General features: G+C 76.4%; 14 protein-coding genes. 10 read left to right on the forward strand and 4 right to left on the reverse strand.

Annotated elements, in window-relative coordinates:
- Positions 1-794, reverse strand: a 794-nt coding sequence (locus O2V63_RS07635; RefSeq protein WP_269166950.1) for a hypothetical protein, incomplete at its 3' end; no start/stop codon positions are given.
- 72 nt (positions 795-866) lie between these two features.
- Between O2V63_RS07635 and O2V63_RS07640 the strand changes: the two genes are divergently transcribed.
- Together O2V63_RS07640 and O2V63_RS07645 are read left to right on the forward strand one after the other, a co-directional pair.
- Complete coding sequence (locus tag O2V63_RS07640) at positions 867-1928, forward strand: tetratricopeptide repeat protein (protein ID WP_269166951.1); 1062 nt, start codon at positions 867-869, stop codon at positions 1926-1928.
- A gap of 85 nt (positions 1929-2013) precedes the next feature.
- Positions 2014-2373 carry a single-stranded DNA-binding protein gene (locus O2V63_RS07645; RefSeq protein ID WP_269164214.1) on the forward strand — a complete coding sequence of 120 codons (360 nt, stop codon included), beginning with the start codon at positions 2014-2016 and terminating at the stop codon, positions 2371-2373.
- A 36-nt stretch (positions 2374-2409) separates the two neighbouring features.
- Here O2V63_RS07645 and O2V63_RS07650 read toward each other — a convergent pair whose 3' ends face one another.
- Positions 2410-3681, reverse strand: a complete 1272-nt coding sequence (locus O2V63_RS07650) for a DUF1015 domain-containing protein (RefSeq protein ID WP_442929005.1) — start codon at positions 3679-3681, stop codon at positions 2410-2412.
- Positions 3682-3834: 153 nt separating this feature from the next.
- Here O2V63_RS07650 and O2V63_RS07655 point away from each other — a divergent pair, with 153 nt between their 5' ends.
- Entirely contained in the window at positions 3835-5382 is a 1548-nt protein-coding gene (locus O2V63_RS07655) for an HAD-IIA family hydrolase (protein ID WP_269166953.1), read from the forward strand.
- 17 nt (positions 5383-5399) lie between these two features.
- On the opposite strand, the gene O2V63_RS07660 is transcribed toward O2V63_RS07655, so the two are convergent.
- A complete protein-coding gene (locus O2V63_RS07660) occupies positions 5400-5738 on the reverse strand; it encodes an alkyl sulfatase C-terminal domain-containing protein (protein ID WP_036341266.1) in 339 nt (112 codons plus the stop codon).
- A 266-nt stretch (positions 5739-6004) separates the two neighbouring features.
- Between O2V63_RS07660 and O2V63_RS07665 the strand changes: the two genes are divergently transcribed.
- From O2V63_RS07665 to recN, 4 genes are read left to right on the forward strand one after another with little or no spacing between them, the layout of a single operon-like run.
- Entirely contained in the window at positions 6005-6226 is a 222-nt protein-coding gene (locus O2V63_RS07665) for a hypothetical protein (RefSeq protein WP_269166954.1), read from the forward strand.
- Entirely contained in the window at positions 6226-7023 is a 798-nt protein-coding gene (locus O2V63_RS07670) for a TlyA family RNA methyltransferase (RefSeq protein WP_269166955.1), read from the forward strand. Before O2V63_RS07665 ends, O2V63_RS07670 begins: the two co-directional genes overlap by 1 nt.
- The gene (locus O2V63_RS07675) at positions 7020-8090 is read left to right on the forward strand and encodes an NAD kinase (protein WP_269166956.1); all 1071 of its coding nucleotides are present in this window, start codon (positions 7020-7022) and stop codon (positions 8088-8090) included. The genes O2V63_RS07670 and O2V63_RS07675 overlap by 4 nt, the downstream gene beginning before the upstream one ends.
- A complete protein-coding gene (gene recN, locus O2V63_RS07680) occupies positions 8065-9861 on the forward strand; it encodes a DNA repair protein RecN (protein ID WP_269166957.1) in 1797 nt (598 codons plus the stop codon). Before O2V63_RS07675 ends, recN begins: the two co-directional genes overlap by 26 nt.
- 72 nt (positions 9862-9933) lie before the next feature.
- Here the strand turns inward: recN and O2V63_RS07685 are convergent, their stop codons facing one another.
- The gene (locus O2V63_RS07685; RefSeq protein ID WP_269166958.1) at positions 9934-10929 is read right to left on the reverse strand and encodes a TetR/AcrR family transcriptional regulator; all 996 of its coding nucleotides are present in this window, start codon (positions 10927-10929) and stop codon (positions 9934-9936) included.
- Between the two features lie 165 nt (positions 10930-11094).
- On the opposite strand from O2V63_RS07685, the gene steA reads away from it, so the two are divergent.
- From steA to O2V63_RS07700, 3 genes are read left to right on the forward strand one after another with little or no spacing between them, the layout of a single operon-like run.
- Entirely contained in the window at positions 11095-12279 is a 1185-nt protein-coding gene (gene steA / locus O2V63_RS07690; RefSeq protein ID WP_269166959.1) for a putative cytokinetic ring protein SteA, read from the forward strand.
- Entirely contained in the window at positions 12276-13229 is a 954-nt protein-coding gene (locus tag O2V63_RS07695) for a copper transporter (RefSeq protein WP_269166960.1), read from the forward strand. Before steA ends, O2V63_RS07695 begins: the two co-directional genes overlap by 4 nt.
- Positions 13226-14068: a hypothetical protein gene (locus tag O2V63_RS07700; RefSeq protein ID WP_269166961.1), complete on the forward strand. Its 843-nt coding sequence runs from the start codon at positions 13226-13228 to the stop codon at positions 14066-14068. The genes O2V63_RS07695 and O2V63_RS07700 overlap by 4 nt, the downstream gene beginning before the upstream one ends.
- The last annotated feature ends 22 nt before the right edge of the window (positions 14069-14090 follow it).

The raw sequence follows: 14090 nt of genomic DNA on the forward strand, positions 1-14090 counted from the left end.
CGCAGGGTGATCGTCCGGCGTGGCAGGACCGTCGTCCCAGTGGTGACCGTCCGCAGGGTGGTGGGCGTCCGCAGGGTGATCGTCCGGCGTGGCAGGACCGTCGTCCCAGTGGTGACCGTCCGCAGGGTGGTGGGCGTCCGCAGGGTCAGGGCCGTCCGCAGGGTGACCGGCCCGCGTGGCAGGACCGCCGCCCCAGTGGCGATCGTCCGCAGGGTGGTGGGCGTCCGCAGGGTGACCGGCCCGCGTGGCAGGACCGCCGCCCCAGTGGTGACCGTCCGCAGGGTGGTGGGCGTCCGCAGGGTCAGGGCCGTCCGCAGGGTGACCGGCCCGCGTGGCAGGACCGCCGCCCCAGTGGCGATCGTCCGCAGGGTGGTGGGCGTCCGCAGGGTGACCGGCCCGCGTGGCAGGACCGCCGCCCCAGTGGTGACCGTCCGCAGGGTGGTGGGCGTCCGCAGGGTCAGGGCCGTCCGCAGGGTGATCGGCCCGCGTGGCAGGACCGCCGCCCCAGTGGTGACCGCCCGCAGGGTCAAGGGCGTCCGCAGGGTGACCGGCCCGCGTGGCAGGACCGCAGCCCCAGTGGCGACCGTCCGCAGGGTGGTGGGCGTCCGCAGGGTGACCGGCCCGCGTGGCAGGACCGCCGCCCCAGTGGTGACCGTCCGCAGGGTGGTGGGCGTCCGCAGGGTGACCGGCCCGCGTGGCAGGACCGCCGCGCGGCCGGAGACCGTCCGCAGGGTGCCGGTCGTCCGCAGGGTGACCGCCCGGCGTGGCAGGACCGCCGCCCCAGCGGTGACCAACCGCAGGGTTCTGGTCGTCCGCAGGGTGATCGTCCGGCGTGGCAGGACCGTCGCCCCGAGGGGGACGCGGCCGTGCGTCGGGCTCCGGGCCCTGCGCTGCCGGAGTGGGTGGACCCGCGGGACCTCGACCAGTCGGTCCGGTCGGCACTGCGCGGCCTGGACTCCCGCAACGCCGACACCGTGGCTCGGCACCTCGTGGCCGCCGGGGGACTGCTCGACGACGAGCCGGAGTTGGCGCTCGAGCACGCCCGCGCAGCTCGGGACCGCGCGTCCCGCATCGCTGCCGTCCGCGAGGCCGTCGGCGTCGCGGCCTACCACGCAGGCGACTACGCCGAGGCCGCCCGCGAGCTGCGGGCCTACGCCCGGATGAGCGGTGACGACAGCTACCGCGCCGTGCTGGCGGACTGTGAGCGCGCCCTGGAACGGCCGGAGAACGCGTTGCGGCTGGTCCAGGAGGCGCTGGCCACCCAGCCCGGTGACGAGGAGCTCGTGGAACTGCGGCTCGTCGAGGCCGGGGCACGACAGGACCTGGGCGAGACGGCAGCCGCCGCGCTGGTGCTCGAGGCTGCCCTCGGCGGACGTCCGACCCCCGCGACGCTGGGGAACCCGGACCTCGGCCAGCTCCGGCTCGCCACCGCGTACGCCGAGCTGCTCGACGCCCGTGGCGAGGAGGAACTGGCCGGTGAGTGGTTCGCCGCCATCGCCGCGGCCGACCCAGACGACCTCACCGGCGTGGCGGCCCTCTTCGCGGACGAGGACGAGGAGGAGGCGGACGCGGACTTGGACGAGGACGCGGACGAGGACGCGGACGAGGACGCCGACGAGACGGTGGCCACCGACGGCCTGGCTGTCGACGTCGCGATCGCCGACGAAGGGGGCGACGACGACGAGCCCGTTGCCGAGGACGCTTCGGCGGAGGTCGCCGACGCAGATCGCCCGGGTGTCGGCACCGCCGAGATCGGCGGGGTCGAGTTCGCCGATGCCGACTTCGGGGACGTCTCGGCCGATGACATCGAGGCCGAGGTGGCCGAGCTCCTCGGCGAGACGCCGCCCCCCGTCGAGCGTGACCACACGCGCCTGTTCCAGGAGGCGCCCGGGCACGACGTCCCGGAGCAGGAGTCACCGACGGACTGAGCTCCGTCGTCCACACCGGCCAGGTGCGTCCACAGACCGTGGGCACACCTGGCCGGTGTGCTGTCCGGGCAGCGAGGCTCGCGGCATGAGCCTTGCTGTCATCGACCGGAACGACGTCGTCCTGCGCGGCCGGCTGTCCGCCCCACCCGAGCTGCGCCCGTTGCCCAGTGGCGACACCCTGCTGGTCTTCAAGCTCGTCGTCCGCCGGGAGAGCCCCCGACCCCGGGGGCCGAAGTCCGACGTGATCACCTGCGTCAGCCTGTTGCCGGCGCTCCAGCGCTACGCGGCTGCCTGGACCCCGGACGACGTCGTGGAGGTGGAGGGGTCGCTGCAGCGCCGGTTCTGGCGGACCCCGACCGGCACGGCGGTCGCCTACGAGGTCACCTGCCGGCGCGGCCGCAAGGTCTCCCGGGGAGCGCCCCGGGCGTCGGCCGAACCGGCGTGAGCGGCCCCGGATCGACGATCCGGGGCCGTCCGCCGGTCAGTGCACGTGCGGACGCAGCACCAGACCGGTGCGGGGCTTGGGCACGAAGAGGGTCGACTTGCGCGGCATCCGCGCCCCCGCCCGGGCGACCGCCGCCACATCGGCCGGCGACGGGGAACGCAGCAGCAGGGCCACGCCGGCCCGGTCCGCAGCCAGCCGCAGCGCCTCCTCGACGTCGTGGGCGACCAGCACCGAGGAGGGGTCGTCCGGGCGCCCCCACAGACCGGTCAGCAGCGCGGCGTGGGCGAGGACGACGTCCAGCCGCCGCCAGGCCGTGGGCGCCTCGGCCGGCACGGCCGCCTGCATCGCCGGCGACGGCTCGGACAATTCGGCGACCCGACTGCCGTCGGTGAGCAGGAAGGTCCCGTCCGCTCCGGTCTCCAGCCAGTCCGCGATCACCGGCCGGACGGCGCCGCCGGACTGCGCCAGGTCGCGGACCGCGAACCCGGCAGCTGCCGACTCCACCGCGGTCGACATCGACAGGTCGGGCACCACGCGGTGGATCGCCCGGACCCGGAGCCCGCCGGCCCCCATCGGCGTGACCAGCGCAAGCACGCTGCCCTGGCCGGCCCGGCCCCGCTGGTGGTCGCGGGCGGCTGCGAACCGGTGGTGCCCGTCGGCGATCACCGCCGCCGTCCCGGCCAGGGCGTGGGTCAGCCGGTCCAGCACCGCGGGGTCGGTGACCCGCCACAGCCGATGGACCACCCCGTCGGGGTCGGCGACCTCCAGGGTGGGCGGGACGTCCCCGGTCTGCCGGGTGAGAGCCGCCACCTCGGGGTCGGGGTCGTGCGCGAGGACGATGGGCTCCAGATCGGTGTCCGTCGCGGCCAGCAGGGCGGCGCGTCCGGCGACGGCCGGGGGGAAGGTGTCCTCGTGCGGGAGCACGGCCACCGAACCGGCGGCCGGCAGCGTCACCGCCCCCAGCCAACCGACGGTGGGAACGGCTCCCGGCGCGGCCATCTCGTACCGCCACAGCGCCGGCGCCTCGTCGTGGACCAGCACGTCCTCGGCCAGCCAGGTGCGCAGCGTCTCCCCGGCGACGGCGGCAGACCGCTGGTCGCGCTCGGCGCGGGTCGTCTCCTGCCCCGGCAACGGCTCGACGCCGGGCAGGATCAGGCGGACGATGTTGTGCGGATCGGCGGCGGCCAGACGGTCCCGCCCCGCCGGGTTCACCAGGTCGTAGGCCGGTGAGCTCACCCGTGCCAGGCGGTCACCGTCGTGCTGGCGGTAGGTCAGGGCACGGAACGGCCGGACGTCGAGGCCCGTCACGTCAGCGGGCGGGGCGTCCGCCGACGTCGAGGGCGGGGGGTCGTCGAGGGCACGGAGTCGATCGTAGGAGTGCCCCCGCCGGGGGCCGGGAGCGGTGCCTGCCGGCACCGGCGGCGCGTGGAGCACCCGGGAGGGTGCGGGGGAGGAGTTGCGGTGGCGGACCCGGGACAGCCGGACGGCGGCGTCTACGACTGGTACCAGCGGGGGCTCGACCTGCTGGGCGACGGCAACCCCGATGCTGCCGCGACCCTGCTCGACCGCGCACTGGCCGCCGAACCCGGTTCGCGCAGCGTGCGGGAGGCCCTGGCCCGGGCCCAGTACGACGCCGGCCGGTACCGCGAGGCGATCGAGTCCTTCGGCGCGCTGATCGCGGTCGACCCCGCCGACGACTACGCCCAGTTCGGGCTCGGGCTGGCCGCCAGCCGGGCCGGGGAGCTCGAGCTCGCCGCCGAGCACCTCGCCCTGGCCGTGGCGATGCGTCCCGACCAGGGCCACTACGCCCGGGCGTTGCGCGGCGTCCGGGCCCGGCGGGGGGCTGGCGACGGAGCTGCCCTGAGACCGGCCCGCACGCCCCTGCGACAGGATGACGACGTGAGCTCCGACGCTGGGTCCAGCCCTCGCCCGACCGACGCCCGTCCGCCGCTGGCCGCCGGCACCGACACACCGCCCACCCGCGCCTACGACGTGGCCCTGCTCGACCTCGACGGCGTGGTCTACGTCGGCCCTGCTGCCGTGCCCGGGGTCCCCGCGGCCCTGCAGACCGCCCGGGACGAGGGCATGCGGCTGGGCTTCGTCACCAACAACGCCGCGCGGACGCCGGAGCAGGTGGCCGCGCACCTGACCGAGCTCGGCATCCCGGCCTCATCCGACGACGTCATCACCAGCTCGCAGGCCGCCGCCTCGGTCGTGGCCGGGCTGGTCGGGCCGGGCGCGCGGGTCCTGCCGGTCGGTGGCCCCGGGGTCGCAGCCGCCCTGTCGGCGGCGGGTCTGACGGTGGTCGACCGGGCCGAGGATGAGCCGGCCGCCGTCGTCCAGGGCTACGGCCCGCAGGTGGGCTGGGCGCAGCTGGCCGAGGCGGTGGTGGCCGTGCGGGCCGGCGCCCGGCACGTCGCCACGAACACCGACGCGACGATCCCCTCGCCCCGCGGCGTGCTGCCCGGCAACGGTGCGCTGGTCGGCGTGGTCAGCACGGTCACCGGGCAGCAGCCGCTGGTCACCGGCAAGCCCGACCCGGCCATGCACGCCGAGTGCGTCCGCCGGACCGGCGCCCACCGGCCGCTGGTGGTCGGCGACCGGCTCGACACCGACATCGAGGGCGCCCGCCGGGCCGACGCGGCCAGCCTGCTGGTGTTCTCCGGGGTGGCCACCCCGGCCGATCTGCTGGCCGCAGGCCCGGTGCACCGGCCGGACCTGCTCTCCGCCGACGCGGCCGGGCTGCTGGTCGCGCACCCGGCAGTGACCCCGGTCGAGGCCGAGGGGACCTGGCGGTGTGGCGGCTGGGAGGCCGCCGCCGACGGGGAGCAGATGACGTTGCGCGCGGTCGGGCCGGAGCGGGAGGGGGCCGACGGGCTGGACGGGTTGCGCGCGCTCGCCGTCGCGCACTGGTCGCGGCATCCCGCGGAGGGACGGCCGGCGGTGCTGCGGGCCGGGGACGACGCGGCTGCCGAGGTGCTGGCCGGCTGGGCCCTGACCGCCGGGTGACGGTCCGGGCCGGCGGGTCAGAGGAGCGACCGCAGCCGCAGCATGTCGCGGAGGCCCGCTTCGAGCTTGATCCGGCCCGACGCCCACGCGGGCGCGAAGGACAGCTGCCCCGACGTCAGGGCCAGCAGGTCGTCGCTGGTCATCGTCAGCCGGATGTCGGCCTTGGGCACCGCCGGCCCGTCCGGCAGTGCGGTCATGTCGTGCACCGAGCCGCGGGCCAGCCGGCCGGCGACCACCTGGTCGAGGTCGGTCAGCCGGCAGGAGACGCTGCGGTCCAGGTCCCGTGCCGCCTCCTTGGCGGCCAGCTTGCCGACGAAGTCGTCCAGGGCGGTCATGCACTCGTCCAGCGTCGCCACGTCGTGGTGCCTCCTCCAGCCGGTGACCGGGCTCGTCCCGGCCGGGCGGTCGCAGCGGGACGCTACCGGCGGGGAGGACGACCCGGCGCGGGCGGTCCGGCGTGCAGCCCGGTGCCGTCGCCGGGGGCGGGTCCACCGGCTCCTCCGGTGCACCGTCGCCGGTCGGTGGCGGCCGGTAGCCTGCCAGGTGGTCGCCGGGTCCCTGGTGACGGGCGAGCCGGCAGCTGCCGGCGCGCCGGCGTTGACCGCGTGTGGAGGAGGAGCCCGTGAGCGTGCCCGGCCAGCCCCGCCCGGTCCCGCACCCCCCAGGCGGCGCCCGGCCCGCTCCGGCGGGCACCGACGCAGCGGCCACGCAGGAGTCCACGGCGCGTCCCGCGGCGTCCCCGTTCGCCGACCTGGCCGGTCGGCCGGTGGCCGAGCACGTCGCGGTGTTCGAGGCCGAGCACGAGCGGCTGCAGCGCGAACTGTCCACCATCGACCAGCTCTGATGGCCCGCCGCAGCCGGCTCGACGCCGAGCTCGTGCGCCGCGGGCTGGCCCGCTCCCGAGAGGACGCCGTCGCGCTCATCGCCGAGGGCCGGGTCACCGTCGGTGGGCAGGCCGCCACCAAGCCGGCCACCGGCGTGGAGGCGGGCACGCCCGTCGTCGTCCGCACCGACCCGGACCAGCCCCGGTGGGTCTCCCGCGGGGCGCACAAGCTGATCGGCGCCCTGGACGCGTTCGAAGTGCCCGTCGAGGGCCGGCGGGCGCTGGACGCCGGCGCCTCCACCGGCGGCTTCACCGAGGTGCTGCTGCGCCGTGGCGCCCGGGAGGTCGTCGCCGTCGACGTCGGCTACGGCGAGCTCGCCTGGTCGCTGCGCACCGACGAGCGGGTCGCCGTGCACGAGCGGACCAACGTCCGCGAGCTGACCCCGGAGGCGATCGGCGGCACGACCGACCTGGTCGTGGCCGACCTGTCCTTCATCTCCCTGCGCCTGGTGCTGCCGGCCCTCACCGGCTGCGCCGGGCCCGACGCCGAGCTGCTGCCGATGGTGAAGCCGCAGTTCGAGGTCGGCCGGGACCGGCTCGGCTCGGGTGGGGTCGTCCGCGACCCGGCCCACCGCGCCGACGCCGTCGCCACCGTCGCGGCGGCCGCCGCGGAGCTCGGCTGGGGCACCGCCGGGGTGGTGGCCAGCCCGTTGCCCGGTCCGGCGGGCAACGTGGAGTTCTTCCTCTGGCTCCGCCGTGACGCACCCCCACCGGACCAGGCCGACATCGACCGAGCAGTTCAGGAAGGACCACAGTGACCGAGCCCCAGCCAGGCGCACCGGCGGGCGCCGCCGACGAGGACCGTCCGGCTCAACGGCGGGTGCTGCTGGCCGTGCACACCGGTCGCGCCGACATCGTCGGGCTCGCCCGCTCCGCCGCCGCCCGGCTCGCCGAGGCCGGCATCGTGGTCCGGCTGCTGGACGACGAGGCCGAGGCGATGGCCGTCCCCGGCGCGGAGGTCTGCCCCTTCGGCCCCGGAGCGGCGGAGGGCGTGGAGATCGTGCTGGTCTTCGGGGGCGACGGCACCTTCCTGCGGGCCGCCGAGATGGCGCGCAGCACCGATGCGGCGATCACCGGCGTCAACCTCGGCCGGGTGGGCTTCCTGGCCGAGACCGAGCCCGAGGCGGTCGAGGAGATGATCGCCGCAGTGCAGCGCTGCGAGTACGACGTGGAGGAGCGGCTCACCCTGGAGGCCACCGTGCTGGACGCCGAGGGCCGGCCGACCGGTGAGGGCACCTGGGCGCTCAACGAGGTCTCGGTGGAGAAGGTCGAGCGGGCCCGGGTGCTCGACGTCGTCCTGGAGGTCGACGGACACCCGCTGACCAGCTTCGGCTGCGACGGCATCCTGTGCGCCACGCCCACCGGGTCCACCGCCTACGCCTTCTCCGCAGGTGGCCCGGTCGTGTGGCCCGACGTCGAGGCACTGCTCCTGGTGCCGACCAACGCACACGCCCTGTTCGCCCGGCCACTGGTCACCTCACCGACCTCGGTGCTGACCATCGCCGTCCCGCCGGACGGCACCCGGGCCCGTGTGTCGGCCGACGGCCGCCGGGTCGTCGACGTGCCCGACGGTGGCCGGGTCGAGGTCCGGCGCTCCGAGCGGCCGGTCCGGATCGCCCGGATGAACCCGACCGCGTTCGGCGACCGACTGGTCGCCAAGTTCGGGCTGCCGGTCCGGGGCTTCCGGGACGCCCGCTCCCACGGGCCCGGCCACGAGGCGCCCGTCGGGCGCACCAACGTGCTGACCGGGGACGTCAACACCAGCGACGGCGTCCTGCGGACCGCGGAGGAGGTGGGCGGTGGCCACCCGGACGGCACGGCGTGAGCGGCCGGCTCCGCAGCCGGAGCCCGCGCAGGCGCCGAACGGTGCGCTGTCGGAGCTGCACATCCACGGTCTGGGCTCCATCGACGACGTCACCCTGGAGTTCGGCCGCGGCCTGACCGTGGTCACCGGGGAGACCGGTGCCGGCAAGACGATGGTGGTGACCGGCCTGAGCCTGCTCTTCGGCGGGCGGGCGGACCAGGGCCGGGTCCGCGCGGGGGTGCGGGCCGGCGTCGAGGGCCGGCTGGTGCTGCCGCCGGACTCCCCGGTGTGGGCCCGCGCCGCCGACGCCGGCGCGGAGCCCGACGAGGACGGCAGTCTCATCCTCGCCCGAACGTTCAGCGCCGAGGGGCGCTCCCGGGCCCACCTGGGCGGCCGCAGCGTGCCCGTCGGCGTGGTCGCCGAGCTGGCCGAGGACGTGCTCGCGGTGCACGGGCAGACCGACCAGCTGCGGCTGACCCGCCCCGCGGAGCAGCGGCGTGCCCTGGACCGGTACGCGGGCGCCGAGCACCTGGCGCGCGTCGAGGAGCACCGCGCCGCCCACGTGACCTGGCGCCGGCTGGCCGACGACCTGGACCGCCGCCGCGGCCAGGCCCGGGAGCTGGCCCAGGCCGCCGACGTGCTGCGGCACGGCCTGGAGGAGATCGCCGCGGTGGCGCCCGAGCCGGGCGAGGACGTCGACCTCGACACCCTGGCCAAGCGGCTGGGTGACGCCGATGCGCTGCGCTCGGTCGCCGACACCGCCCGGTTGGCGCTCGTCGGGGACGTCACCGGCGACCTCGGCGGGGACGGCGACCTCCCGCAGGACGCCACCAGCGCACTGGCCACGGCCGAGCGGGCGCTGGCCGGTTCCGACGACCCCACCCTGGTCCTGCTCGCCCAGGACCTCGCCGACGCGGTGGCCGTGGTCTCCGACGTCGGTGTGCAGCTGGCCAGCTACGTCGCCGACCTGGACGCCGACCCAGCCCGGCTGGCCGAGGTGCTCGACCGCCGGGCGGCGCTGACCGCGCTGGTCCGCAAGTACGCCGACGCGGGGGAGGGGCTGGCCGGGGTGCTGGCCTGGTCCGCCGACGCAGCCGACCGGTTGTCCCAGCTCGACGTCTCCGACGAGGCGCTGGCGACGCTGGAGACCGAACGGGACGCCGCCCGCACCGAACTGGCCGCGCTGTCCGCCCGGGTCACCGCCGGCCGTCAGGCCGCGGCGGACGGCTTCGCCGCCGAGGTGGGGACCGAGCTGGCCGGCCTGGCGATGAAGAACGCGCAGGTCTCCTTCCGGATCGACACCGACGTCGACCAGCCCGGACCGGACGGCGCCGACGAGGTCGTCCTGCTGCTGTCACCGCACCCGGGGGCACCGGCCCGCCCGGTGCACAAGGGCGCCTCCGGCGGTGAGCTCTCCCGGGTGATGCTGGCCATCGAGGTGGTCTTCGCCGGCGCCGACCCGGTGCCGGTGATGGTCTTCGACGAGGTCGACGCCGGGGTGGGCGGTCAGGCGGCCGGGGAGATCGGCCGGCGGCTGGCCCGGCTCGCCCGCGAGCACCAGGTCGTCGTGGTCACCCACCTGGCCCAGGTCGCCGCCTTCGCCGACACCCACCTGGTGGTGGACAAGTCGCCGGACACCGCCCTGGGCGTCACCGCCACCGACATCCGCGCGGTCCGGGACGAGGACCGGGTCCGGGAGCTCGCCCGGATGCTGTCCGGCCTGGCCGACAGCGACACCGGCCAGGCCCACGCCCGCGAGCTCCTCGCCGTCGCGGCCGAACGAGGCCGCTGACCCCGCCCCCCGGCCCCCTCGCAGGTCCCCGCCGCGAGCGCGCGAGCGGTGGGGTGGCGAGGGGGTCCTCTTTCAGGGGCGCTTGGCGTACCCGGCGAGGCCGAACTGCAGCAGTGCGAGCCCGCGGCGGCCGCGGGCTCGCAGCTCGGTCACCAGCTCGGGGCCGGACGCACCGGCCAGCACCCGGTCCCGAGCCGCTTCCAGCAGCGCCGAGTACAGCCCCAGGACGGCGTTGGCGGCCAGCCACGGCTCCAGGTCCCCGGCGGCGGCGCGCGTCTCCAGGGTGATCTGCTCGGCGAGGGTGTCGGTCAGCGTGCCGAGGATCTCCCGTTCCCGGGCCTGCAGCGTCCGGCTGCCGCGGATGATCCGGGCCATCTCGGCGACGCCCTCGGCCGCCTCGGGGGAGCCCAGCTGGCTCACCGCAGCGACGACGAAGCCACCGGCCGCAGCCGCGGCCGACTCCCCGGCCGGGCGCCGGCGGACGGCGTCCAGCAGCGCCGCGCGCATCGGCGGGTCGGTCTCGAAGACCAGCCCCTCCTTGACCGGGAAGTGGTTGAAGACGGTCTTCTCCACGACGCCGGCGCGCTGGGCGATCTCGATCACGCTGACGTGGTCGAAGCCCCGTTCGGCGAACAGTTCGGCCGCCGCGTCGACGATGGCCTCCCGGGTGCGCAGGCGCCGCTGCTCGCGCAGGTTGGGGCCGCGCCGATCCCGGCGGCGGGCCCGTCGGCCGGGGCCGGCCGCGTCCGCGGGCTCGGCGGCGCTCGCCGGCTGGGGGTCGCTGCCGGCCGGGCCGGCGACGTCCGCCACGGGTTCGGCCGGCAGGCGTGCGGTCGTGTTCGGGGCCACCGCTGTCGGGGTCACCTTGGCCGGAGGCGCCGTGGCGGCGGGCACCGGTGGTCGGGACGGCAACGGCACCACCCGGGCGGACGGCGGCTCCGCGGCCCCGGGCGGGGCGCTCGCCGGGTCGCCGGCGACGGTGCTGGTGGGCTCGACGTCCGGCGCGGCGGCGTCGTCGGCGAGCAGGTCGGTCGCTGTACTCCGGCGCGCGGAGGCCCCTGCAGTCACAGCAGTCACGCTAGTGACGGGCCGGTCCCGTCCCCGGGCAGCGACACCCGGTCATCAGCACGGCGAGTCGACCGGAACCCGGTGTCGCTCACTGAACGTGAGCAGTCGGCTGCGCTCGCGCGTCGGGAGGGAGGGCTCCGACCGGCCCGTGGGAGCATCGAGTCCATGCGCATCGGCACCCTGCGGCGCGGACGGTCGTCCGACACGGCTCCCGGCGTGACCGGCACCGTCCGCGTCGACCGGCGGACCAAGAACCTGACCAAGCGGCTCCGGCCGGGCGAGATCGCCGTGCTCGACCACCTGGACATCGACCGGGTGAGCGCCGACTCGCTCGTGGCGGGCAAGGTCGCCGCCGTCGTGAACGCCTCGCCGAGCATCTCCGGCCGGTACCCCAACCTCGGCCCCGGGATCCTGGTCGAGGCGGGCATCCCGCTGGTCGACGGGGTGGGCAAGGAGGTCCTCGCCCAGCTCAAGGAGGGCACCGAGGTCCGGCTGGAGGGCAACCGGCTCTACGCCGGTGACACGGTCGTGGCCGAGGGCGTCGAGCAGACGCCGGAGACCATCGCGGTGGCGATGGCCGAGGCCCGCGCCGGGCTGTCGGACCAGTTGGAGGCCTTCGCCGCCAACACCATGGAGTACATGAAGCGCGAACGCGCGCTGCTGCTCGACGGGGTGGGCGTCCCCGACGTCACCACCCGGATCGAGGGCCGGCACGTGCTGGTCGTCGTCCGGGGCTACGACTACAAGGAGGACCTGCAGGCCCTCCGCCCCTACATCCGGGACTACCGCCCGGTGCTCATCGGCGTGGACGGCGGCGCCGACGCGCTCAAGGAGGCCGGCTACCAGCCGGACATGATCATCGGCGACATGGACTCGGTCAGCGACTCCGTGCTCCGCTGTGGCGCCGAGGTGGTCGTGCACGCCTACCCCGACGGCCGGGCTCCCGGTCTGCAGCGGGTCACCGACCTCGGGGTCGAGGCCATCACCTTCCCGGCCGCGGCGACCAGCGAGGACATCGCCATGCTGCTGGCCGACGAGAAGGGCGCGACGTTGATCGTCGCCGTCGGCACCCATGCCACGCTGGTGGAGTTCCTGGACAAGGGCCGTGGCGGCATGGCCTCGACCTTCCTCACCCGGCTGCGGCTGGGCGGGAAGCTCGTCGACGCCAAGGGGGTCAGCCGGCTGTACAAGAGCCGGATCTCCACCCTGGCGCTCGTCCTGCTCGTGCTGGCCGCCCTGCTGTCGATCACCGCCGCGCTCGCCGTGTCCACCGCCGGCCGCGTCTATCTCGACCTGCTCATCGACCAATGGGACAGCTTCGTGTTCTGGTTGGAGAACCTCTTCTCGTGATCGACTTCCGTTACCACCTGGTCTCCCTGATCGCGGTCTTCCTGGCCGTGGCCCTGGGGATCGTCATCGGCACCACGCAGCTGAACGGACCGGTGCTGACGAACCTGCAGAACCAGGTGACCGCCCTCCAGGAGGACAAGCGGCTGCTGGAGGACGAGACCCAGCAGCTGCAGATCGCGCTGGACCAGGTCGGCAGCTTCGAGGAGGCCGTCGGTCCCGCCCTGGTCGCCGACACCCTCGCCGGGCGCAGCGTGCTGCTCGTCGTCGGCAGCGAGGACGTGCCGGCCGAGACGGTCGAGGGGGTCACCGCGCTGCTGGCCGACGCCGGGGCCACCGTCACCGGCGCCCTGCGGCTCCCCGCGGGGTTCGGTGACCCGGCCAGCGAATCGGGCCTGCGCAGCTACCTGACCGGCCCCGGGCTGCCGCCCGGCATCACCCCGGCGGAGACCGACGACACCGGTGAGCTGCTGGCCGACGTGCTGGCCGACGTGCTCGTCGTCCCCGGCGCCGACAGCGAGGAGGCCGGCGTCGTCCCCGACCCTGCGGCCACCGCCTCGGTGCTGGCCGGGCTGGAAGAGCTCGGGGTGCTCAGCCGGGACACGTCCTCCGTGGCCGCGGCCGACTTCGCCGTGCTGCTGACCGCGGGCACCGCCTCCGGTGACGATGCCGAGGAGCGCACCACCGCCCTGGTCCAGCTGGCCACCGCCCTGGACGCGCGGGGTTCCGGCGCCGTCATCGCCGGTGACCTCGCCGCGGTGGAGGACGGCGGCCTGGTCGGTGCGGTCCGCGCGGACCGGCCGGTCTCCGACGGCCTGTCCACGATCGACAACGCGGACACCCCGGCCGGCCGGATCAGCACCGTGCTCGCGCTGGCCGCCGAGGCCACGGACACCTCTGGCCAGTACGGGATCGGGGAGGGCACCCAGCCGGTGCCCGCGCCCGTCCCGTGATCAGCTCCCTTCGTGGGCGCGCCACGCTGGCCGCGGGGGCCGCAGGGGCCGCGCTGGCCGGGCTGGCCGGTGCCGACGCGCTGACCGCCCGCCCGGTGGGGGCGCCCTGGCGGCGCACCAACTACGCCGGGCGCCCGGTGACCCTGCTGGGTGGCCCGGTGCTGGCCGCCGCGGCGACCGGGTCGGCGGTTGTCGGCGCCCCCGCGGGCCAGCGGGCCGCGGCCGCCGTCGTCGGTGCCGTCGCCGGTGCGGTCGGCGGCTACGACGACCTGGCCGGCGCCCGGCCGGAGCAGGCGCGGGACAAGGGCCTGGCCGGCCACCTGGCCGCACTGCGGGCGGGGCGGGTGTCGGCGGGGGCGGTGAAGGTCGCCGGGATCGGTGCCGCCGCTGCGGTCGCCGCCGTGCTGACCCGCCGGGGCAGTGGGGTGTCGGCCGTCGTCGACGGCGTCCTGACCACCGGCCTGGTCGCCGGGACGGCGAACCTGGTCAACCTGCTCGACCTGCGTCCCGGCCGCGCTGCGAAGGTCGCCGTGCTGCTGTCCGCGGCGACCGTGGGCGGCCCTGCCGGTGGGCTGGTCGCCGGCCCGCTGGGCGCGGGCCTGGCGGTGCTGCCCGCGGACCTCGGCGAGCGCGTGATGCTCGGCGACTGCGGGGCCAACGCCGTCGGCGCGCTGCTGGGCCTGCGGCTGGCCGCGCTGCCGGGCCGCGGCTCCCGGGCCGGCCTGCTCGGTGTGGTCACCGCACTCACCCTGGCCAGCGAGAAGATCAGCTTCACCCGGGTCATCGAGTCGACCCCCGGCCTGCGGGAGCTCGACCGGCTCGGCCGCCGCCGGGCGTGACCGCCGTGCGGCATCCCGGGCG

It is taken from the genome of Modestobacter sp. VKM Ac-2977 (assembly GCF_026968045.1).
Lineage (GTDB): Bacteria > Actinomycetota > Actinomycetes > Mycobacteriales > Geodermatophilaceae > Modestobacter.

What these genes read in the sequence shown, in the direction of transcription:
- O2V63_RS07645 (WP_269164214.1), top strand. Translation starts at nt 2,014, where the DNA reads ATGAGCCTTGCTGTCATCGACCGGAACGACGTCGTCCTGCGCGGCCGG.
- O2V63_RS07670 (WP_269166955.1), top strand. Translation starts at nt 6,226, where the DNA reads ATGGCCCGCCGCAGCCGGCTCGACGCCGAGCTCGTGCGCCGCGGGCTG.
- steA (WP_269166959.1), top strand. Translation starts at nt 11,095, where the DNA reads ATGCGCATCGGCACCCTGCGGCGCGGACGGTCGTCCGACACGGCTCCC.